The organism is Streptomyces natalensis ATCC 27448 (assembly GCF_000935125.1).
GTDB classification, from domain to species: domain Bacteria; phylum Actinomycetota; class Actinomycetes; order Streptomycetales; family Streptomycetaceae; genus Streptomyces; species Streptomyces natalensis.
Genome location: NZ_JRKI01000008.1, coordinates 315,637 through 336,032, shown reverse-complemented (window position 1 = coordinate 336,032; position 20,396 = coordinate 315,637). Strand labels below are relative to the sequence as shown.

The following is a 20,396-nucleotide window of genomic DNA, read 5'->3' as shown; positions in this document are numbered from 1 at the left end:
ACGGCGTCTTTCCAGCCGTCCCGGGACCCCTGAGACTCGAACAAGGGCACGGACCGCGTCGGTTGCCCCGTTAGTGTGGTGATTCTGCCCGGTCCGCGCGGTACCACCGAGGCCCGGGTCTGCTGCCCCACACGGAAGGTTTTGCTGTGTACTGGTCCGCTTCGACGGCCGCCACCGCGCCCCTGAATGCCGCGACACCTGGCGGGGCCGCGTCCACCTCGCTCGACGAGGCCACCCAGAAGGCCACCAACGCCGCCGGCTGGGTGCAGGAGAACTGGGGAACGTGGGTCGAATCCGGCCTGAAGATCCTGCTGATAGTGGTGATCGCGGTGGTACTGCGGCATGTGATACGCCGCACTCTCACCAAGCTCATCGAACGGATGAACCGCACCGCGGCCGCCGCCGAGGGCACCGCGCTCGCCGGGCTGCTCGTCAACGCCGAGCGCCGCCGTCAGCGCTCCGAGGCCATCGGTTCGGTCCTGCGCAGCGTCGCCTCGTTCGTGATCATGGGAACGGCCGCGCTGACGGTCCTGTCCGTTCTCCAGATCAACCTCGCACCGCTGCTCGCCAGCGCCGGAGTGGCCGGTGTCGCCATCGGTTTCGGCGCCCGCAACCTCGTCACCGACTTCCTCTCCGGCGTCTTCATGATCCTTGAGGACCAGTACGGCGTCGGCGACGAGATCGACGCGGGCGTGGCCACCGGTACGGTCATCGAGGTCGGCCTGCGGGTCACCAAGCTGCGCGGCCCCAACGGCGCCATCTGGTACATCCGCAACGGTGAGGTCAAGCGGATCGGCAACCTCAGCCAGGGCTGGTCCACGGCCGGGGTGGATGTGGTGATAGCCGCGGACCAGGACCTGCGGCGCGCCCGGGAGGTCATCACGGCGGCCGGCGAGGTGATGTCCAAGTCGGAGCCGTGGAACGAGCTGCTGTGGGAGCCGGTGCAGGTCCTGGGCCTGAGCGAGGTCCACCTCGACACCGTCACCCTCAGCGTCTCGGCCCGGACCATGCCCGGCAAGTCCGCCGGCGTGGAGCGCGAACTGCGCTGGCGGATCAAGCACGCCCTCGACGAGGCCGGTGTCCACCTCGCCCCGCGCCCGGCCCCCGAGGAGGAGGAAGAGGCGGCACCGGCCGACCCGACGGCCGCCGTGGCCGCCCCGTCGGCGCTCAACAACCCGTCCTCGCCCCAGTCGACGGCCACCGAGCCGCTGTCGAGCCCCGCGCTCGGGAAGTAGCCGGGGAGCAGCCGGGACAGCCGAGAAGCAGTCCGGAAGCAGTCGTGAAGCGGGCGGGCCCCAGGTGGTCCGCCCGCTTCGCATTCATGTGACGCAGGTCACATGCCTGCCTGTCATACGGCGCCCCGCCCTGAAGCGTGTCCGTGATGTCAGCGCCGACACCACACAGCACCACAGGGCAAGGCAGTACGACAGCAAGGCAGTACGGCTGCACGACAGCAACACATCGACGGACAAGGAGACTTCTCCATGAAGTTCCGCAATCGCATGGCCACGGGGGCCGTCGCTTCGGTTCTGATGATCGGCGGCGCGGTGGCGCTGACCGCCGCCGCACCCGCTTCCGCCGCACCCGCGGCCCGTATCACCAACGACCTCAGCTGCACCACCACGACCGACGGTCGCACCGGCACCGCCGACTGCACCAACAACACCAACCGCACCATCGCCTTCCGCGCCACCGTGGTCTGTGGCTGGTGGCCCGACCAGACGGGGCCGTGGAAGACCCTCAACCCCGGCGCCCGCGACACCTCCGACGCCACCTGCTCCGGCGGTACGGGCGTGGGCAGCGTGAGCTGGGAAGAGGGCTGACCGAGCCCGGGTTTCCGACGCGCTGACGGACCAACAGGGGCGCACCGGCTTCGGCCGGTGCGCCCCTCCGCGTGCCGGGCTCGCCCCCGAACTCCCCCCGCCGCGCCCATTGACGAGCCCCTGACGTGCGCCCTACCTTCCTCATCACCGATTGGAAGGTTTCCTAACAGACGGGGGCTGTGCGATGGGCGCGGGGGGACACGGGGCGCAGGTGACGCCCGGGACACCGCGGGTGCTGCGCGCGATGAACGACCGGGCGGCGCTCGATCTGCTGGTCTCCCAGGGGCCGCTGACGCGGACCCGGATCGGCGAGCTGACCGGACTGTCGAAGCCGACCGCCTCCCAGCTGCTGGCCCGGCTGGAGGCCGCCGGGCTGGTGCGGACGACCGGCAGTGTGATCGGGCGGCCGGGACCGAATGCGCAGCTGTACGAGGTCGATCCGGCGGCCGGTCGGGTGGCCGCGCTTGCCGTGGACCAGCTGGGCATCACCGCGGCCGTCGCCGATATCACCGGGCAGGTGCTCGGGGAGACGCGGGTCGGCACGGACGCGGTGGACGCAGGGGCGCCGCACCGCACGGCCCGTCTGGTGGCCTCGGCCGTGGACGGGGCACTGGCCGAGGCCGGGCTGGGCCGGGAGCAGCTGCACGGGGCGGTGATCGGCACGCCGGGCGCGCTGGACCCGCGGACCGGGCGGCTGCGCTATGCGCCGCATCTGCCGGGCTGGCACTCGCGGGCCCTGAAGGAGGAGCTGGCGCAGGTGCTGGGCATGCCGATCGTGATCGAGAACGATGTCAATCTGGCGGCGGTGGCCGAGCAGCACGACGGCGCCGCCCAGGACTTCGACGACTTCGTGCTGGTGTGGGTGGACGAAGGGGTCGGCGCCGCCATCGTGCTCGGCGGGCAGCTGCTGCGCGGCGCCACCGGGGGTGCGGGCGAGATCGGCTATATGCCGCTGCCCGGCGCTCCGCTGGCCCGCGGCGGCGACCGCAGCGCGGCGCGGCCGGACGCCGGCGGCGGCTTCCAGCGGCTGGTCGGCTCCCCCAGCGTCGTGGCGCTGGCGCACGAGTACGGCGCCCCCGGGGTCCGTACGGCCGCGGCGGCGCTGGCGCGCGAGGACGTACGGGCGGAGGTGGCGCGACGGCTGGCCACCGGGCTGGCGGCGGTGGTCGCGGTGGTCGATCCGCGGCTGGTGGTGCTCTCCGGCGAGGTCCCGCAGGCCGGCGGGGAGGAACTGCGGGCGCTGGTCGAGGAGGAATTCACCGGGCTCGCGCTGCCGCGTCCGGAACTGCGGATCAGCGATATCGAGGGAAATCCGATCCTTATCGGCGCGCTGCGGACGGCGCTCGCCGAGGCGCGTGATGCGGTTTTCGATACGGGGTGAGGGGCGTCCGTCATGCCATACGCAGTGAAGTCGTATGCACTGAAGTCGGATGCACTGAGGGCGTGCGTACTGAGGGCGTGCGCAGCGAGGGCGTGCGCAGTCGGGCTGTGTGCTTTAGGGCTGCTGCTCTCCGGATGCGCCCGGCCGAGCATCGGCAGTGACCGCGACGATCCGACGAAACCGGTCACGCTCCGGTTCTGGCACGGGTGGTCGCAGCCGGGCGAGGTGAAGGCGATCGACGACAGCATCGCCCGGTTCGAGAAACTGCACCCCAACATCAGGGTGAAGACGGTCGCCGATGTCACCGACGAGACCGTGAACCAGGCGCTGCGGGCGGGCGGGGACGAGGCGCCGGATGTGGTGTCGTCGTTCACCACCAGCAATGTCGGGCAGTACTGCTCATCGGGAATGTGGGCGGATCTCGACCCCTTCATGAAGCGGACGGGCGTGGACAAGACCAAGGTCTTCCCGAAATCCCTGCTCGCCTATACCCGTTACGAAGGTAAGCAGTGCGCGCTGCCGCTGCTCGCCGACGCCTACGGGCTGTACTACAACAAGGACGCCTTCAAGAAGGCCGGAATTTCCCGGCCGCCGCGGACGATGTCGGAGCTGAAACGGGATGCCGTCAAGCTCACCCGGCGGGCCCGGGACGGTACGTACACCAGGGTGGGCTTCATGCCCGATTTCCGGCTCTACCAGAACAGTCCGGACCGGCTGTTCGCCCAGTGGGACCCGGCCTATTTCGACCGTCACGGCAAGGCGCAGCTGGCCGGGGATCCGCGCACCCGGCAGTTCTTCGCCACCGCGCGCGGGCTGATCGCGGCGCAGGGCGGCTATGCGGTGCTGGAGAGGTTCCGCACCCGGTTCGGGGACGAGATGTCGTCGCAGAACGCCTTCTTGAAACAGCAGCTGGCGATGCATATGGACGGCGAATGGCGCGGACTGATGCTCAAGCAGCACAAGGCGCCGTTCGCCTGGGGTGCCGCGCCGATGCCGGTACCGGATGACCGGGCGGATACGTACGGCCGGGGCTATCTGACGGGTACGGTCGCGGGGATCGCGCACAGCAGCCGGCATCAGAATGCGGCATGGGAGCTGGTGAAGTTCCTGACCGTGGACACGGACCAGGTGGTGCGGTTCGCCAATGCCATCCATAACGTGCCCTCGACGCTCGCCGCGCTGAAGTCGCCCAAGCTGGACGCCGATCCGGCATTCCGTACCTTTGTCAAGATCGCCGGGAATCCGCACAGCGCCGCGATTCCGCCGTCCGACAACGGCGCGCAGTACATCACCGCGCTCCAGGATTTCTCGTACGCCGTCGAGGCCGGAAGGGTCCCCGATCTGGACCGGGGCCTGCGCGACCTCGATGCACAGATCGACGCCGACAACCTCCAGTCCGAGAACTGAAAGGAACGCACACCGAACGCACACCGAACGGATATCGCGCCACGACATCCGACGGAACGACGGAGAACGCGATGGCTCATCTCCCGGCGGTTGCCCCCGCCCCCGCGCTGCGGCGTAAGCGGCGCCGCGAGCGCCTGCGCACCCTCGGTTTTCTCTCCCCCTGGCTCATCGGCTTCTGCGTCTTCTTCGGCTATCCGCTGCTCGCCACGGTCTATTTCTCCTTCCTGCACTACAACCAGATCGAGCCGCCGGTTTTTGTGGGCCTGCGGAACTGGACCTATGTGCTGACGCAGATGCCACTGTTCGGGCCCGCGCTGGGCAACACCCTGTGGCTGGTCGTGGTGATGGTCGCGCTGCGGGTCGTCTTCGGGCTGGGCATCGGAATGCTGGTCACCAAGATCAAGGCGGGCGCCGGGTTCTTCCGTACGGCGTTCTATCTGCCCTATCTGGCTCCCCCGGTGGCGGCGACCGTCGCCTTCGTCTTCCTCCTCAACCCCGGCACCGGGCCCGTCAACGAGATCCTCGGCGCGCTCGGCATCCCGGCGCCCTCGTGGTTCAACGACCCCCACTGGGCGAAACCGTCCCTGGTCCTGCTGTCGCTGTGGGGCATCGGCGATCTGATGGTGATCTTCATGGCGGCGCTGCTGGACGTGCCCAAGGAGCAGTACGAGGCGGCGGAGCTGGACGGGGCGGGCGCCTGGGGGGAGGTTCCGGTACGTCACCTGGCCGTCGATCACGCCGATCGTGCTGTTCGCGGTGGTCACCGGCGTCGTCCAGACCATGCAGTACTACACCCAGGCGCTGGTCGCCGGGAAGCTCGCCTCCGGGGTGTCCCTCGGGCCGGGCACCGTCATCCAGCCCGGCTATCCGGACCACTCGACGCTGACCGTGCCGCAGCTCGTCTACTCCCTCGGCTTCCAGAACTTCAACACCGGCGCGGCCTGCGCGCTCTCGCTGGTGCTCTTCGTCATCGCCATGGCCGCCACCAGCCTGCTGATGCGCCGGCGCGCGGGCCTGCTTCCGGTGGAGGACTGATCCGGTATGACCACCACGACCCTGAGCCCGCCCGGCGCGCCGCCCCGTGTGCCCGCCCCCGCCGCCGGCCCGGCGGCGCGCGCCCGGCGCCGGCGGATACTGCACTGGATCGCCGTCCACACCCTGGCCGTGGCGGCCGCGCTCTTCTTCGTGCTGCCCTTCGTGTTCGTCTTTCTGACGTCCGTGATGGGCGACGACCAGGCGATGAGCGGCGCGCTGTGGCCGACCGGGTGGCACTGGTCCCACTACGTCACGGTCTTCCGTACGCCCGGCTTCCTCGACTGGTGGAAGAACTCCCTGATGTACGCGGGGCTGGGCACCCTCTTCGCGGTGTGCTCGGCGGTCCCGGTGGCCTACGCCCTGGCCCGCTTCCGCTTCCGCGGCCGCCGGACGGCGATGGTTCTGGTCATCTCGACGATGATGCTGCCGCCGCAGGTGATCGTCATCCCGATGTATCTGGTCTGGGCCCAGCAGCTGCATCTCGCCGGGACGCTGTGGCCGCTGATCATCCCGATGGCCTTCGGCGACGCCTACTCCATCTTTCTGCTGCGGCAGTTCCTGCTGACCATCCCTCGCGAGTACATCGAATCCGCCGCCGTGGACGGCTGCGGTGAACTGCGCACCCTGCTGCGCATCATCGTCCCGATGGCCCGGCCCGGCATCGCCGCCGTCGCCCTCTTCCAGTTCTTCTTCTGCTGGAACGACTACTTCGGCCCGCAGATCTACGCCGCACAGAACCCGGCGTCCTGGACGCTCTCCTACGGCCTGGAGTCCTTCAAGAGCGCCCACAGCGTCGACTGGAACCTCACCATGGCCGCAACGCTGCTGGTCATGGCGCCGGTCATGCTCGTTTTCTTCTTCGCACAGAGGGCCTTCGTCGAAGGCGTCACGCTCACCGGAGTGAAGGGCTGATCCCCGCATATGAAGCACATCAGGCTCGCCGTGGTCGGCGGCGGCTCGACCTACACCCCCGAACTCATCGACGGTTTCGCGCGGTTGCGCGAGGCGCTCCCGCTGGATGAACTCGTCCTGATCGATCCGGCCGCCGACCGGCTGGAGCTGGTGGGCGGACTGGCGCGGCGGATCTTCGCCAAACAGGGCCATCCGGGCCGGATCTCGTGGACCGACGATCTCGACGCCGGGGTGGACGGCGCCGATGCCGTCCTCCTCCAGCTCCGCGTCGGCGGGCAGGCCGCCCGCAACCAGGACGAGACCTGGCCGCTGGAGTGCGGCTGCGTCGGCCAGGAGACCACCGGTGCGGGCGGACTGGCCAAGGCGCTGCGGACCGTGCCCGTCGTCCTCGACATCGCCGAGCGGGTACGGCGCCGCAGTCCCGGCGCCTGGATCGTGGACTTCACCAACCCGGTCGGCATCGTGACGCGCGCCCTGCTGACGCACGGCCACAAGGCGGTCGGCCTGTGCAATGTCGCGATCGGCTTCCAGCGGAAGTTCGCCAGGCTGCTGGGGGTGCCCCCGCAGGACGTCGAACTGGACCACGTCGGGCTCAACCACCTCACCTGGGAGCGGGCGGTCCGCGTCCACGGCGAGGACGTCCTGCCCGCGCTCCTGGCCGAGCACGGCGACGCGGTGGCCGACGATCTGCGGATGCCCCGCTCCCTCCTGGACCGCCTCGGCGTCGTCCCCTCGTACTACCTGCGCTACTACTACCAACACGATGCGGTGGTACGGGAGTTGCGCGGCAAACCGTCCCGCGCGGCGGAGGTCGCGGCCCTGGAGGAGCGACTGCTGGGCATGTACGGCGATCCCGCCCTGGACGAGAAGCCCGAGCTGCTGGGCAGGCGCGGCGGGGCGTACTACTCGGAGGCGGCAGTGGCGCTGACCGCGGCCCTGCTGGGCGACACCGGCGAGCGCCAGATCGTCAATACCGTCAACCATGGTGCGCTTCCCTTCCTTCCCGACGATGCGGTGATCGAAGTACCGGCGGCGGTGGGCGCCGACGGCCCCGAGGTGCTGCCCGTACGCCCCCTGGAACCCCTCCACACGGGCCTGATCGCCCATGTCACCGCCTATGAACAGCTGGCCCTGGAGGCCGCGCTGAAGGGCGGCCGGGACCGGGTCTTCGACGCGCTCCTGGCCCATCCCCTCATCGGCCAGAGCGACTACGCCGACCGGCTCACCGACCAGCTGATCGCGCACAACCGGGAGCATCTGTCGTGGGCCTGACCGGCACGGCGCTCGCCATCGACGCGGGCAACAGCAAGACGGACGTGGCGCTGGTGACCACCGACGGAAGGCTGCTGGGGACCGCCCGCGGCGGCCCCTTCCAGCCACAGGCGGTCGGCGCCGACCGGGCCGTGGACGTCCTGGCGCCGCTGATCGCCGCCGTCCTGGCACAGGCGGGGACGGCGAGCCCCGTCGGCCACCTCGCCGCCTATCTCGCCAACGCCGACCTCGCCGCCGAAGAGGCCGCGCTGACGGCGGAGATCTCCGGGCGCGGCTGGGCGCACTCGGTGACCGTCGCCAACGACACCTTCGCGCTGCTCCGGGCCGGTCTGCCGGACGACGGCACACGGACCGGGGTCGCGGTGGTGTGCGGCGCCGGCATCAACTGCGCCGGCCTGGGCCCGGACGGCGCCACCGCCCGCTTCCCCGCGGTCGGACGGATCTCCGGCGACTGGGGCGGCGGTGCGTATCTCGCCGACGAGGCGCTGTGGCATGCGGCCCGTGCCGAGGACGGCCGCGGCGAGCCGACCGCGCTGGCCCGTGCGCTGCCCGCCCACTTCGGGTGCGCCACCATGCGGGAGCTGATCGAGGCCCTCCACCTGCGCGCCGTCCCCGATGGCCGACGCCATGAACTCACCCCCGTTCTCTTCGGTGTGGCCGCCGCCGGCGACCCCGTCGCCCGCGGCATCGTGGCCCGTCAGGCCGAGGAGGTCGTCCTCCTGGCCACCGTTGCCCTGGACCGCCTCGGGCTCCTCGGCGAGCCCACCCCCGTCATCCTCGGCGGCGGCGTCCTGGCTGCCCGGCACCCCCTCCTCCACGACCGCATCGCCAGCCTCCTCGCCGAACGCGCCCCCAAAGCCGTGCCCATGGTGGTCACCGCCCCGCCGGTCCTGGGCGCGGCGCTCTCCGCCCTGGACCGGGCGGGCGCCGACGCGACGGCGTACGAGCGGGTGCGGCGCGCCTGGGAATGACCGCGCCCCGCGGCCCCGCTACCTCACCCCTCCCCCGTGCCCCGCCCCATGACCTGGCCCATGCTCGGTCCCATCACCTGGCCCCAGCCCACCTGCACGCTGTGTCCCCGGAACGTCTCGATGCGGTCGCCCGGGGCCACGACGATGTCGGGGGCGGTGGTGGGGCCGTGATTGCGCTCGGTGATGACCGTGACATGGCGATCGGTGTCGTTGATGACGAGGGTGGGACCGCCGCCGGGCGAGTGGGCGATCGGGTAGTGGCCTTCGGGGTCGATATAGGTGCTCGTGCCGATGGTGAGGAATCCGCTGGCCGGCCGGGTGTGGCCGGGGGCGGCGGCGCCGAGGGTGGTGGCGGCGGCCAGGGGTTTGAGGAGCTGGGTGACGCAACGCATGAGGAACCTCCGGGATGCCGGGCGCGGGCCGGGCCGCGCCGGTCACTGACGTGCCGAATCAACTTCGTCACTTAGAGTAGTTGGATCGAAGAGGGTTTCGGAAGCGGCGCGCGGGAGCGAAGGAAGGGGCGCGCGGAGCACGAAACGCGCCCTGACCGGCCCGGCCGGGGCGCCCGTCGGCCACCCCGGTCAGTCGTCCCGGTCAGTCGTCCCGTCAGTCGTCCAGCGGCAGCGCGAGATCGCGCACATGCCCGGCGAGCAGCACGACCGCCGCGTCCACCGCGGCCTGCGGGTCCCGGTCGCGGATGGCGTCGGCGAGGCGCGAGTGGGGGTCGGTGGGGGCCGCGGTGGCGGTGTCGAGGCAGGCGGCGCGCCGGAGTTCCTCGCGCAGGGCGGCGCTGAGCGAGCGGTAGATGTCGGCCAGCACGGGGTTGGCCCCGGCGTCCGCGACGAGGATGTGGAAGTCGGCATCGGCGGCGGTGAAGGCGTCCGCGTCCTGTGCGGCCAGGGCGGCCTTGCGGCGGACCAGCGCGGCTTCGATGCCGGCGAGCTGGGCATCCGTACGGTGCTTCGCGGCCTGGCGGGCGACGACGTCCAGGCCCTGGCGGATCTGGGTGACATGGGTGAGTTCGGCCCGCTCCAGCCGACGGCGCAGGGCGACCGCGCTGTCGTCGTCGGAGATCACGAACGTGCCGTCGCCCTGCCGGGGTTCGAGGAGGCCGGAGTGGACGAGGGAACGGACCGCCTCGCGGACGGAAGCGCGGCTGACGCCCAGGGCCTCGGAGAGCGCGCTCTCGGGCGGGATGCGGCTGCCCACCGGCCAGACGCCGGTGACGATCTGGTCGCGGATCTCGTCGGTCGCCGTCTCCACCAGCGACACCCTGCCCTTGCGGACCGCTTGCACGTGATCACTCTCCGGTCGTCCGGGGCGGGCGGATGTCCTGACATCTGGTGTCTCTCCGGCCCTCGTCCGGTGCAGGGCCCTCGGGAGCAACTCTAGTGCGGCCCTTGGCAACGGAGGAGGCCGGAGACGGACCCCCAGACCGGCCGCGCACCGGCCCCGCACGGCCCCGCCCCGGCGCCAGCGCCACCCCCGCGACGTCAGGCCCAAAGACCGGGGCAATGATGGGGGCAATCGCGGTGTGGCTGTCAGTGGGTGGGGACATACTGCTGCCCGTGCACCCGTTCCCGTGAGCGTTCTCGCCGGCGCTTCGCGCGAGGGCGGGCCGTGGACGACGGAGGGGGAGGTTCGGTGTCGGCAGAGTTGTCCGTGCAGGTGTCCGCGTCGCCGGGCGGCGGTTCGGCGCCCGCGCCCCGGCGCCGTACGGCATGGGCCGACGGACTCGACGAGCTGCGCGCCGCCGCGGTCACCGAACCGGGCCGGCTGCGGATGATCGGTGCCGTACTCGCCCTGCTGGTGCTGGTGTTCGGCGCGGCCACGGCCTGGCAGGTGGCCGACCGGGCGGCGGCCGCGGACGATGTGGTCGGGCGCAGCCAGCCGCTGAGCGCGGATGCGGCGCGTATCTACCGCTCGCTGGCGGATGCGGACACGACGGCCGCCGGCGGGTTCCTGGCGGGCGGGGAGGAGAGCCGGGCGACCCGCGCGCGCTATGACCACGACCTTGCCACGGCGGCCCGGCTGCTGGTCCGGGCCTCGGCCGGCACCCCGGAGTCCGACCGGGCCGGAGAGCAGATCGCCCGGCTCAACAGCACGCTGCCGCAGTATGCGGGGCTGATCGAGACAGCGCGGACGGACAACCGGCAGGGGCTGCCCCTGGGGGGCGCCTATCTGCGGTACGCCAACGGCCGGATGCGCGGGGAACTCCTGCCCGCCGCCCGGGCCCTGTACGACGCGGAGAACGACCGGCTGGCGGCGGACTACGACGCGGCGAAGACCTGGCCGTGGGGCGCGCTGGTGGCCGGGGCGGCGGCCCTCGCGGCGCTGGCCTGGGCACAGCGGCGCCATTACCGCCGGACGAACCGGGTGTTCAACCGCGGCCTGGTGGCGGCGACGGCGGCCGCGCTGGCCGTACTGGTGTGGCTGGTGACGGGGCACGCCCTCGCGCGGTCGGGCCTGAGCGCGTCGTACGACCGCGGGGCGCGATCGCTGCGGGTGCTCAACGAGGCGCGGATCGACGCCCTCCAGGCGCGCGGCGACGAGAATCTGACGCTGGTGGCCCGGGGGGCGGTGCTGACCCCGGATCAGAAGGACTTCTACGAGGTCGGCTTCCGCAAGGGGATGACGGACCTGGCCGGCCCGGGTACGCGGGGCGCGGCCTCGTCCGGCAGCCGGCTGGGGACGGCGCTGGCGCTGGCGGACGACGAGGCGGGGCGGCGTCCGGTGCGTGAGGCGCTGGCGCGGATACGGCAGTGGCAGGCGCGGCACGCCCAGGCGCGGGCGGCGGACGACAAGGGCGACTACCAGCAGGCGCTGGCCAGGGTGATCGGCGACGACCGGCCGACGCGGGAGTCGTTCGACCGGGTCGATGCCGCGCTGGAGCAGGCGTTGGCGCATGAGCAGCAGGAGTTCCGGTCGGCGGCGGACGGCGGGCGGGCGGCGCTCGGCGGGCTGGCGGTGGGGGCCGGGGTGCTGGCGGTGCTGGGGGCGGTGGGCGCCGTGCTGGGTATCGCGCGCAGACTGTCGGAGTACCGGTGAGGGGCAGGGGCCCGGTGGGGGGGACATGAAGCGGGTGATGAGGGCATGACGAGGCGCTCACGAGCCTTGGTGAATCTGCGCGCCGCGCTGGCGCCGGTGGCGGCCGGGGTGGGCGTGATGGCGGCGGCCGCGGCGGTGCTGGTGCCCGCGCTGGGCACCGATGCCCCCGCCGGCGGTCCGCACCGCCACCGGACGCCGTCGGCCGTCCATGGGACGGCACCGGTGCTGCCCTCCGCATCGCACTGCACACCGGCGACCGCGGCGCAGAGCCTGCGGCCCTCGGCGGCGGACGGCCCGGCGGTGCAGCGGATCAAGGCAAAGGGCCAACTGGTCGTGGGCGTCGACCAGAACACCTACCGGTGGGGCTACCGCGATCCCGGAACCGGCAGGCTGGAGGGCTTCGACATCGATCTGGCGCGGGCGATAGCCAAGGACATCCTGGGGCCGGACGCCAAGGTCGTCTTCCAGACGATCCCGACCAACCAGCGGATCCCGGCGCTCCAGAAGCGCACGGTCGACATCGTGGTCCGGACGATGACGATCAACTGCGTGCGCAAGGAGAAGGTGGCGTTCTCGACGGCGTACTTCCAGGGCGGGCAGCAGGTGCTGGCCCCCAAGAAGTCGGCGGTGACGGCGTTCGACGACTCGCTGCGCGGCAAACGGGTGTGCACGGCGGCGGGTTCGACCGGCGAGTCGGCGCTGTCCGGGCAGCGGCACGGCGCGAAGGTGCTGACGGTGCCCAGCCAGCTCGACTGCCTGGTGCGGATCCAGCTGGGGCAGGCGGATGCGGTGGTGACGGACAATGCGCTGGCGGCGGCCCAGGCGGCGCAGGATCCGACGGTGGAGCTCAAGGGCAAGCCGTTCACCGACGAGCCCTACGGCGTGGCGATGAACAAGGCGGACACGGATCTGGTGCGCCGGGTCAACAAGGTGCTCGACGACTACCGGCGCGGTGGCGCCGACAGCCCCTGGATGCGCGCGTACCGCACCTGGCTGCGAGCCGATCTGCCCGGAATATCGGGGCCGCCGGTGCCCGAATACAGCGACTGAAGCGCGCGGTCGGGCCACACACAGGGCGACCGCACAGCCACCGGACGGCCACCGCGCGCCGTCCTGGCAGCGCACGGAGCGATGGTTGCCGTCAGTATGGGAAGGGAGGGGATGGCGGGAACAGTTCACCGAGCCACCCAGGCGCGCCAACCGCAGTGCGCCGCACGCGTATTGGAGAGGTGATCGATGGGGGTCCCTGGGCCCTGCCCCGGTTCCGCGGGGCGGCATCTCACCCCGGTGCCCGGCCGGGAGGAGGCCGACCGCGCCCTGGCACGGCTCGGCGCCGAGTACGAGGCGATAGAGACATCGCTGCTCGCGTTGCAGGACCACGCGGGCCGCCGTCTCCTGGAGGGCGCCGATCTGTCGGGCACCACCAAGGAGCGCTGGGCCGAGGCCGAACGGTCCATCGCCGTCCTGTGGGCGTATTTCGACACCTACACCGCCGCGTTGGCGACGGCCCGCGAGCTGCGGGCGCGGCGACGCTGGCCGTCCCCCGACGATCTGGCGGAGCTGTCGGAGCTGCTGTACGGCACGGGACTCACGGTGGACGGCGCGGCCTCACCGACCGAAGCGACCGAAGCGACAGGAACGGCAGGAACGACAGCAGCGGCCGGAGCGGCCGGAGCGGCCGGACCTGACGCAGGGCCGGAGCGCTTCAGCCTGGCGGAGCTCGTCGAGCGGATCAACGGCCTCTACGCCCGCTCGCTCGATGTGATCGTCGCCGCCGACGCGGTGTGGTCCGCGCTGCCGGCCCGGATAGATCTGCTGTCGGCCGAGCTTCAGCGGACGCGTTCGCTGGCGCACTCCGTGGGCGTACGCCCCGGTGAGCATCCGGCGGGCGACGACCTGGAGCGGATCACGGACGAACTGGCCCGGCTGCGCGCGCAGGTGATCGCCGATCCGCTGGCGTTCTGGGTGTCGTCCTCGACGGGGAGTTCGGCCCCCGGTGGCGGCCGGCCGGACACCGTGCGCTACGACCGTGCGGCGCGCGCCCTGGAGGACGTACGGCGGGAGATCGAGGCGGTGCTGGATGTCCGCCAGGACGCCGAGCGACGCCTGATGCAGCTGCGCGATGTGCTCTCCCGGGCCGATCGCACGCTGACCGAGGCGCGGCAGGCGCGCGGCGAGGTGCTGGCCAAGATCGCCGCGTCCGAGGTGCCGGCGGTCAGCGGCCCCTCGACGGCGCTGTACGAGCAGTTGGTGGCGGCCGCGGAGTACCGCCGCCGGGCTCAGTGGCACCGGCTGTCGCCGCTGCTGGAAAGCCTGGAGGAGCGCGCCGAGGAGGAACTCCACCGCGCCCGCGAATCGTTGACGGCGGTGACGGCCCCGCTGGCCGTGAGGGCCGAGCTGCGCGGCCGGCTCGACGCGTACAAGGCCGAGCTCGCGCGCCACGGCCTGGCCGGGGACCCGCTGCTGCTGGAGCGGTACGACACGGCCCGCCGGATGCTGTGGAGCGCGCCGTGCGATCTGCGGGCGGCCGAGCAGGCGTTGTGGCGCTACCAGCGGGCGGCGGCCGAGGCGCTGGCGCCGGAGCAGGAGGAGTACGGGGGGAACGAGTGGGAGCACGAGGGGGAGACGTGACGGACGGCGGGGGGCCGGCCACGGTGCGCGTGGCCGGCGGCCGTTGCCAGCGGCCGGGCTGCGACGGGAGTTACGAGGACACCGGGGGCGGCGAGCGCTCCTGCGGGGTCTGCGGACGGCCGCCGGTGGTCTCGGCCGACGGTCTGCTGTCGTCGCCGGCCACGGGCATCACCGGACGGGCGGGATCCGGCACGCCGGGGCACGGTGCCACGGACTCCGGTGCCACGGACTCCGGACCCGCGGCGTCCGGCCGCCGCGCGGGCGCCGCGGCCGAGGCGACCCGGGGCATGCGGTCACCGGCGGCCCCGGTGTCGGTGCACAACACGGGCGGCGGCGCGGCCTTCGGGTCGTCCGGCTCCTCCGGGTCGGCGCGCGGACGGCTGGGAGCAGGACTGGTGACGGTGCCGCAGGTGCCGCGGCCCGATCCGCACACCGCCGTACTGGAACATCCGCAGGTCCCCGAGCGGAAGCGGTTCTGCAGCCGCGGCGACTGCGGGGCGCCGGTGGGTCGCGGACGCGGCGGGCGGCCCGGCCCCACGGAAGGCTTCTGCACCAAGTGCGGCCATCCGTACAGCTTCGTGCCCAAGCTGCGGCCCGGTGACATGGTGCACGGCCAGTACGAGGTGGTGGGCTGTCTGGCGCACGGCGGGCTCGGCTGGATCTATCTGGCCGTCGACCACGCCGTCGCCGACCGGTGGGTGGTGCTCAAGGGCCTGCTGGACACCGGCGACGAGGAGGCGCTGGCGGTCGCGGTGTCCGAGCGGCGGTTCCTGGCCGAGATCGAGCACGCCAATATCGTGCGGATCTACAACTTCGTGGAGCATCTCGACCCCGCGACGGGCAGCCTGGACGGCTATATCGTCATGGAGTACGTCGGCGGCAAGTCCCTCAAGGACATCGCCAACGACCGGCGCACACCCCAGGGGCGGCGCGATCCGCTGCCCGTCGATCAGGCGTGTGCGTACGGCATCGAGGCGCTGGAGGCCCTCGGCGAACTGCACCGCCGGCAGCTGCTGTACTGCGATTTCAAGGTCGACAACGCCATACAGCAGCACGACCAGCTCAAGCTGATCGACATGGGCGCGGTGCGCCGGATGGACGACCACGAAAGCCCGATCTACGGCACGATCGGCTATCAGGCGCCCGAAATAGCCGAGCTGGGCCCGTCGGTGGCCTCCGACCTCTACACCGTCGCCCGCACCCTGGCCGTGCTCACCTTCGACTTCCAGGGCTACACCAATGTCTTCGCCGACTCGCTGCCCGACCCGGAGCACATCGAGGTCTTCCGCACGTACGAGTCCTTCTACCGGCTGCTGGTACGGGCCACGGACCCGGACCGCTCGCGCCGCTTCGCCTCCGCGGAGGAGATGGCCGAGCAGCTGACGGGCGTGCTGCGGGAGGTGGTGGCTCTCCGGTCGGGCGCACCGCGGCCCGCGCCGTCGCAGCTGTTCGGGCCGGAACTGCGCGTGGTGGACACGGAGCTGGTGCCCGCGGACGGCGGCGGCTCGCTGCTCGGGGCCCGCGGCGGGGACCCCGGGGCCGCGACGGCGTCCCCCGGGGCGGTCACGCTGCGCCCCCTGGACCCGGCCGCCGCCGCGCTCGCGCTGCCGGTGCCGCGGGTGGATCCGGCCGACCCCAACGCCGGTTTCCTGGCCGGGCTGACGACCGTCGCCCCGGTAGAGCTGCTGCCCGCGCTGCGCGCGGAACCCGTCGACTCCCTGGAGCTGCGACTGCGCGAACTGCGCGCCCATCTGGAGGCCGGCGACGGCCCGGGGGCGCAGGCCCTGCTGCGCGAGATCGAGACGGAGCCCGGCGCCCGGTGGGGCGGCGACTGGCGCGTGGTGTGGAACCACGGCCTGGTATCGCTGGCCCGCGGGGACCACGAGAGCGCCGCGCTGTCCTTCGACGCGGTCTACGACGCCTTCCCCGGCGAACTCGCCCCGAAGCTGGCGCTGGCCGTCGCCGCCGAGCTGCTCGGCCAGCTGGACACCGCCGCGGAGTACTACCGCCTGGTGTGGGCGATGGACCACGGCTGGGTCGGCGCCGCGTTCGGACTGGCCCGGGTGTGCCTGGCCGCGGGCGACCGGCCGGGCGCGGTCGCGGCGCTGGAAGCCGTACCGGAGGCGTCCGTTCACCACACCCCCGCGCGTATCGCGGCGGTGCGCGCCCGGCTGCGGCAGCGCACTCCGCACGACCCTTTGCTCGGTGATCTTGCGGCCGCCGCCCAAGAGGTGGCACGGCTGGCGGAATTCGGACTGGACGCCGGTCGTCGCGCACAACTGGCCACCGAGGTACTGGGCAGCGCCCTGGACTGGGTACTCTCCGGTAGCCACGGTGCCCGGACGGACGGCGGGCGGGCCTCGCCCAAGCTCCCGTCGCTGCTCGGCAGCCCGCTGGACGAACGCGGGCTGCGGTTCGGGCTGGAGAGGTCGTACCGCCTGCTGGCGCGGCTGGCGCAGCGTGGCGAGGAAAGGATCGAGCTGGTGGAGCGGGCCAACCGTTTCCGCCCCAGGACGTGGGTGTGACATGGGTGTGACTGGGCCGTCCCGCTGCCGGAGCTGCGCGGAGCCGCTCGACGCGGGGGACAACTTCTGCGGACGGTGCGGTGCGGATCTCGTGGTGCCCGCCGCGGCGGGCTACGGGGCGGTGCCGCCGCCCCCGTCGTACGCACCCACGGTCGGGGCACCCGCCGCGGCACCGGCCGGTCCGCCGCCTCCCGACCCCACGACGCGGATTCCGGACGCGAACCTCGCGGCGGAGGGCGAGCGGGCCACGGACGGCCCGGCCGCGGGCGACCCCGCGCAGCGGCCCGTCGACCCCCGGGTCGCGGGATACGAAGTGGTGGCCGACGCCGCGGCGGGCGCCGCGCGGACCGCCCCGGCGGCCGCCGAGGACGCCCCGGACGAGGTGCCCGCCACCGTCACCGACGAACCCTCCGCCGACGGCACCCCCGATGCCCCGGAGGAGGACCAGGAGGCCGAACGGGCCACCGACACCCTGCATCTGTGCGGTGTCTGCCACGCCGGCGCGCTGACCCCCGACGGCTTCTGCGACCACTGCGGCCGCGCCCAGCCCCGCGAACGCAACCACATGGAGCACGCGTTGGCAGGTGTCGCGGCCGTCAGCGACCGCGGCCACCGCCACCACCGCAACGAGGACTTCTTCGCCCTGCGGGCCACCGCACTGCCCGACGGCTCGCCCGCCGTCGTCGCGGTGGTCTGCGACGGCGTCTCCTCGGCCACCCGCCCGGACGAGGCGTCCCGGGCGGCGTCCGAGGCCGCCGGCGAGGCGCTGCTGGGGTCGCTGCCGCGCGGTACGCACCCCCAGCAGGCGATGCACGAGGCCATCCTGTCCGCGTCGGCGGCGGTCGACGCGCTGGCCGCCGACCCGTCCCTGGCCCATGACGAGCACCGTCAGCAAAACGCCCCGGCCTGCACATTCGTGGGCGCGGCGATCGGCGGCGGCCTGCTGACCATCGGATGGGTCGGCGACAGCCGCGCGTACTGGATCCCCAACGACCGTACGGCGCCCCCGGCCCGGCTCACCGAGGACGATTCCTGGGCCGCGCAGATGGTCGCCAACAACCTGATGTCCGAGGCGGAGGCGAATGCCGACGAACGGGCACACGCCATCACCGGGTGGCTCGGCGCGGACGCCTACGAGGTCGAACCGCACACCGTGACCTTCAAGCCGGACGGTCCGGGTGTGGTCGTCGTCTGCACGGACGGCCTGTGGAACTACGCCGATTCCGCCGCCCAGATGGCCGCCGTCCTGCCCGTCGACTCGCCCGCCCGGCCGCTGGACGCCGCCCGGACGCTGGTCACCCACGCCCTCGACGGCGGCGGCCACGACAATGTGACGGTGGCGGTGGTGCCGTTCGCGGTGCCCTCGGGAAGCTAGGCGAAGTCAGGCATACAGACCGAGTCAGGAAAACGGAGCCAGGCAAACAGAACCAGGCATACAGACCACCCGAAACCGCCATAAGTCAACCGTCGGGCGGGCAATGCCCGTTGCCTGCCGGAATGCCGTGCCTGCGAAACTTCTTGCGAAGGTGGTGGGCGCCGCCGAGAGGGCGACCGGTACTGTGCGACTGCGGGCGAAAGTGGCCGGCGCGGACGGGAAGACCCTTGGGAAGCGCCCGGTGACCACCGCCCGCCGTACGCAGCACCGTACGGAAAACCGACGAGACAACCGCAATCAGTACCAAGCAGTACCACCCGAAGAAAAGGTACGGAGGGGGAAGACCCGACATGCCCACCTGCCCGAACGGACACCAGTCGGTGGCCGAAGACTGGTGTGAGGTGTGCGGCCACCGGATGGCAGGCGCTGTCCCCCCGCCGCCCTCCCTGCCTGCGGGGTTCCTGAACACCCCGCCGCCCGGCCAGCCCGGCCCGCCGCCGCCTCAGCAGCAGGGCCCGCCGCCCGCCGACCCGCAGGGTCCGCCGCCCGGGATGCCCGGCCCGCCGCCAGGGATGCCCGGCCCCGGAGGTCCCGGCCCGCAGGGCGGTTACGGCTTCCCGCCGCCGGCGCCCGGCCCCGGCCCCGCCCCGGGCCCCGGCCCCCAGGGCGATCAGGGTGGTTACGGTTTCCCACCGCCCGCGCCCGGCCCCGGCCCGGGCCCCGGCCCCCAGGGCGATCAGGGCGGTTACGGTTTCCCGCCGCCCGCGCCCGGCCCCGGTCCGCAGGCCCCGTTCGAGCAGCAGCCGCCCGCGCCGTCCGAGACGTGCCCGCAGTGCGGTACGCCCCGTACGGCGAACGCGCCGTTCTGCGACACCTGCCGCTACAGCTTCCTGACCAACTCCACGACGTCCTCGACGCCCCCCGGGGGCTTCGCCCCGCCGCCGCCCGGCCAGCCCGGACCCGGCACACAGGGCGGTTACGGCTTCCCGCACCCGGCACCCGGACCCGGCCCCGCCCCGGGCCCCGGCGGTCAGGGCGGCTACGGCTTCCCGCCGCCCGCGCCGCAGCAGCCGCAGGCCCCGGCCCCGTACGAGCAGCAGCCGCACCAGGGTCCGCCGCCCGGCATGCCCGGCCCCGGCGGTTTCCCCGGCCAGCCCGGCCCGCCGCCCGGCATGCCCGGTCCCGGCATGCCCGGCCCCGGCCCGGTCGGCCAGCCCGGTCCCCCGCCGCCGCAGCAGGGCGACGACTGGACGCTGAACCCCCCGAACGCGCAGCAGGCCGCGGCCATGCCGATGGCCCCGCCCGCGCCCGGCCCCGGCCCGCAGGCCCCGTTCGAGCAGCAGCCGCCCGCGCCGTTCCCGCCGCAGCAGCCGGGACCGTACGAGCCCCAGCAGCAACCGCCGTTCGAGCAGCCGCAACAGCAGCCGTTCGAGCAGCAGCCCGGCCCCTACGACCCGCAGCATCCGCAGCAGCAGGGCCCGCCGCCCGAGCAGCAGTGGAACGGCGGCCCCGGCCCGGGTCCCGCCGCACCGCCGCAGGGTCCGCAGCCGGTCGTCGGTGACGGCTGGGTGGTGGCCGTCGCGCCGGACCGCGAGTACTTCATGGCGATGATGGGCCGCAGCGGCCCGGAGGCGGCCGGGCTCAACCTGCCCGCGTACTCCCCCGAGAAGGTGCTGTCGCTCGCCAACGGCCAGATCGCGATCGGCCGCCGCCGCAACAGCACCGGCGAGGCCCCGGACATCGATCTCGGCAGCCCGCCGGAGGACCCGGGCGTCTCGCATCAGCACGCGCTGCTGGTGCAGCAGCAGGACGGCAGCTGGGCGGTGGTGGACCAGAATTCCACCAACGGCACCACGATCAACCTCGCCGAGGACCCGATCCAGCCGTATGTGCCGGTACCGCTGCACGACGGCGACCGGGTGCATGTGGGCGCCTGGACGTCGCTGACCATCCGGCGGGGCTGACCCACCGGCGGGCCCGTCGGCCGAGAGGGGCGTGACCGTTGCCGGTCACGCC

General features: G+C 72.9%; 16 protein-coding genes and 1 pseudogene. 15 read left to right on the top strand and 2 right to left on the bottom strand.

Features of this window, described 5'->3' with window-relative positions:
• Positions 1 to 146 precede the first annotated feature (146 nt).
• The 8 genes and pseudogenes from SNA_RS06330 to SNA_RS06295 all read left to right on the top strand — a co-directional run bounded on the left by SNA_RS06330 (position 147) and on the right by SNA_RS06295 (position 8,801).
• Positions 147 to 1,235: a mechanosensitive ion channel family protein gene (locus tag SNA_RS06330; protein ID WP_030070878.1), complete on the top strand. Its 1,089-nt coding sequence runs from the start codon at positions 147 to 149 to the stop codon at positions 1,233 to 1,235.
• A 249-nt stretch (positions 1,236 to 1,484) separates the two neighbouring features.
• Complete coding sequence (locus SNA_RS06325) at positions 1,485 to 1,823, top strand: hypothetical protein (protein WP_044363708.1); 339 nt, start codon at positions 1,485 to 1,487, stop codon at positions 1,821 to 1,823.
• Positions 1,824 to 2,067: 244 nt separating this feature from the next.
• On the top strand, positions 2,068 to 3,204 hold the full coding sequence (locus SNA_RS06320) for an ROK family transcriptional regulator (RefSeq protein WP_030070882.1): 1,137 nt from the start codon (positions 2,068 to 2,070) through the stop codon (positions 3,202 to 3,204).
• 69 nt (positions 3,205 to 3,273) lie between these two features.
• Positions 3,274 to 4,611, top strand: a complete 1,338-nt coding sequence (locus tag SNA_RS06315; RefSeq protein ID WP_030070884.1) for an extracellular solute-binding protein — start codon at positions 3,274 to 3,276, stop codon at positions 4,609 to 4,611.
• A 71-nt stretch (positions 4,612 to 4,682) separates the two neighbouring features.
• Positions 4,683 to 5,646, top strand: a pseudogene (locus SNA_RS06310) (carbohydrate ABC transporter permease).
• A gap of 6 nt (positions 5,647 to 5,652) precedes the next feature.
• Positions 5,653 to 6,558, top strand: a complete 906-nt coding sequence (locus tag SNA_RS06305; RefSeq protein ID WP_030070886.1) for a carbohydrate ABC transporter permease — start codon at positions 5,653 to 5,655, stop codon at positions 6,556 to 6,558.
• An 18-nt stretch (positions 6,559 to 6,576) separates the two neighbouring features.
• Positions 6,577 to 7,830: a 6-phospho-beta-glucosidase gene (locus SNA_RS06300; RefSeq protein ID WP_030070888.1), complete on the top strand. Its 1,254-nt coding sequence runs from the start codon at positions 6,577 to 6,579 to the stop codon at positions 7,828 to 7,830.
• Positions 7,821 to 8,801, top strand: coding sequence for an N-acetylglucosamine kinase (locus tag SNA_RS06295; RefSeq protein ID WP_044363706.1), 981 nt, complete (start codon positions 7,821 to 7,823; stop codon positions 8,799 to 8,801). The genes SNA_RS06300 and SNA_RS06295 overlap by 10 nt, the downstream gene beginning before the upstream one ends.
• Positions 8,802 to 8,824: 23 nt before the next feature.
• Here the strand turns inward: SNA_RS06295 and SNA_RS06290 are convergent, their stop codons facing one another.
• Both SNA_RS06290 and SNA_RS06285 read right to left on the bottom strand, forming a co-directional pair.
• Positions 8,825 to 9,193 (bottom strand): hypothetical protein, encoded by a 369-nt coding sequence (locus SNA_RS06290; protein ID WP_063752909.1) that lies wholly within the window; start codon positions 9,191 to 9,193, stop codon positions 8,825 to 8,827.
• Positions 9,194 to 9,407: 214 nt separating this feature from the next.
• Positions 9,408 to 10,097, bottom strand: a complete 690-nt coding sequence (locus SNA_RS06285) for a FadR/GntR family transcriptional regulator (RefSeq protein ID WP_030070894.1) — start codon at positions 10,095 to 10,097, stop codon at positions 9,408 to 9,410.
• A 348-nt stretch (positions 10,098 to 10,445) separates the two neighbouring features.
• Here SNA_RS06285 and SNA_RS06280 point away from each other — a divergent pair, with 348 nt between their 5' ends.
• The 7 genes from SNA_RS06280 (at position 10,446) to SNA_RS06255 (ending at position 20,344) form a co-directional block, all read left to right on the top strand.
• A complete protein-coding gene (locus SNA_RS06280) occupies positions 10,446 to 11,849 on the top strand; it encodes a hypothetical protein (protein WP_420823461.1) in 1,404 nt (467 codons plus the stop codon).
• A gap of 45 nt (positions 11,850 to 11,894) precedes the next feature.
• Positions 11,895 to 12,899 (top strand): glutamate ABC transporter substrate-binding protein, encoded by a 1,005-nt coding sequence (locus tag SNA_RS06275; RefSeq protein ID WP_044363697.1) that lies wholly within the window; start codon positions 11,895 to 11,897, stop codon positions 12,897 to 12,899.
• A gap of 186 nt (positions 12,900 to 13,085) precedes the next feature.
• On the top strand, positions 13,086 to 14,480 hold the full coding sequence (locus SNA_RS06270) for a hypothetical protein (protein WP_044363695.1): 1,395 nt from the start codon (positions 13,086 to 13,088) through the stop codon (positions 14,478 to 14,480).
• Complete coding sequence (locus SNA_RS06265) at positions 14,477 to 17,005, top strand: serine/threonine-protein kinase (protein ID WP_241779559.1); 2,529 nt, start codon at positions 14,477 to 14,479, stop codon at positions 17,003 to 17,005. The genes SNA_RS06270 and SNA_RS06265 overlap by 4 nt, the downstream gene beginning before the upstream one ends.
• Before the next feature lies 1 nt (position 17,006).
• Positions 17,007 to 18,380, top strand: a complete 1,374-nt coding sequence (locus SNA_RS06260; RefSeq protein ID WP_030070907.1) for a protein phosphatase 2C domain-containing protein — start codon at positions 17,007 to 17,009, stop codon at positions 18,378 to 18,380.
• A 103-nt stretch (positions 18,381 to 18,483) separates the two neighbouring features.
• On the top strand, positions 18,484 to 18,780 hold the full coding sequence (locus SNA_RS44650; RefSeq protein ID WP_157879864.1) for a hypothetical protein: 297 nt from the start codon (positions 18,484 to 18,486) through the stop codon (positions 18,778 to 18,780).
• Complete coding sequence (locus tag SNA_RS06255) at positions 18,731 to 20,344, top strand: FHA domain-containing protein (RefSeq protein WP_063894069.1); 1,614 nt, start codon at positions 18,731 to 18,733, stop codon at positions 20,342 to 20,344. The genes SNA_RS44650 and SNA_RS06255 overlap by 50 nt, the downstream gene beginning before the upstream one ends.
• The last annotated feature ends 52 nt before the right edge of the window (positions 20,345 to 20,396 follow it).

Coding starts and splice junctions, on each gene's coding strand:
- SNA_RS06270 (WP_044363695.1), top strand. CDS start 13,086: ATGGGGGTCCCTGGGCCCTGCCCCGGTTCCGCGGGGCGGCATCTCACC.
- SNA_RS06305 (WP_030070886.1), top strand. CDS start 5,653: ATGACCACCACGACCCTGAGCCCGCCCGGCGCGCCGCCCCGTGTGCCC.
- SNA_RS06260 (WP_030070907.1), top strand. CDS start 17,007: ATGGGTGTGACTGGGCCGTCCCGCTGCCGGAGCTGCGCGGAGCCGCTC.
- SNA_RS06320 (WP_030070882.1), top strand. CDS start 2,068: ATGAACGACCGGGCGGCGCTCGATCTGCTGGTCTCCCAGGGGCCGCTG.
- SNA_RS06325 (WP_044363708.1), top strand. CDS start 1,485: ATGAAGTTCCGCAATCGCATGGCCACGGGGGCCGTCGCTTCGGTTCTG.
- SNA_RS06275 (WP_044363697.1), top strand. CDS start 11,895: ATGACGAGGCGCTCACGAGCCTTGGTGAATCTGCGCGCCGCGCTGGCG.
- SNA_RS44650 (WP_157879864.1), top strand. CDS start 18,484: ATGCCCGTTGCCTGCCGGAATGCCGTGCCTGCGAAACTTCTTGCGAAG.
- SNA_RS06290 (WP_063752909.1), bottom strand. CDS start 9,193: ATGCGTTGCGTCACCCAGCTCCTCAAACCCCTGGCCGCCGCCACCACC.
- SNA_RS06255 (WP_063894069.1), top strand. CDS start 18,731: ATGCCCACCTGCCCGAACGGACACCAGTCGGTGGCCGAAGACTGGTGT.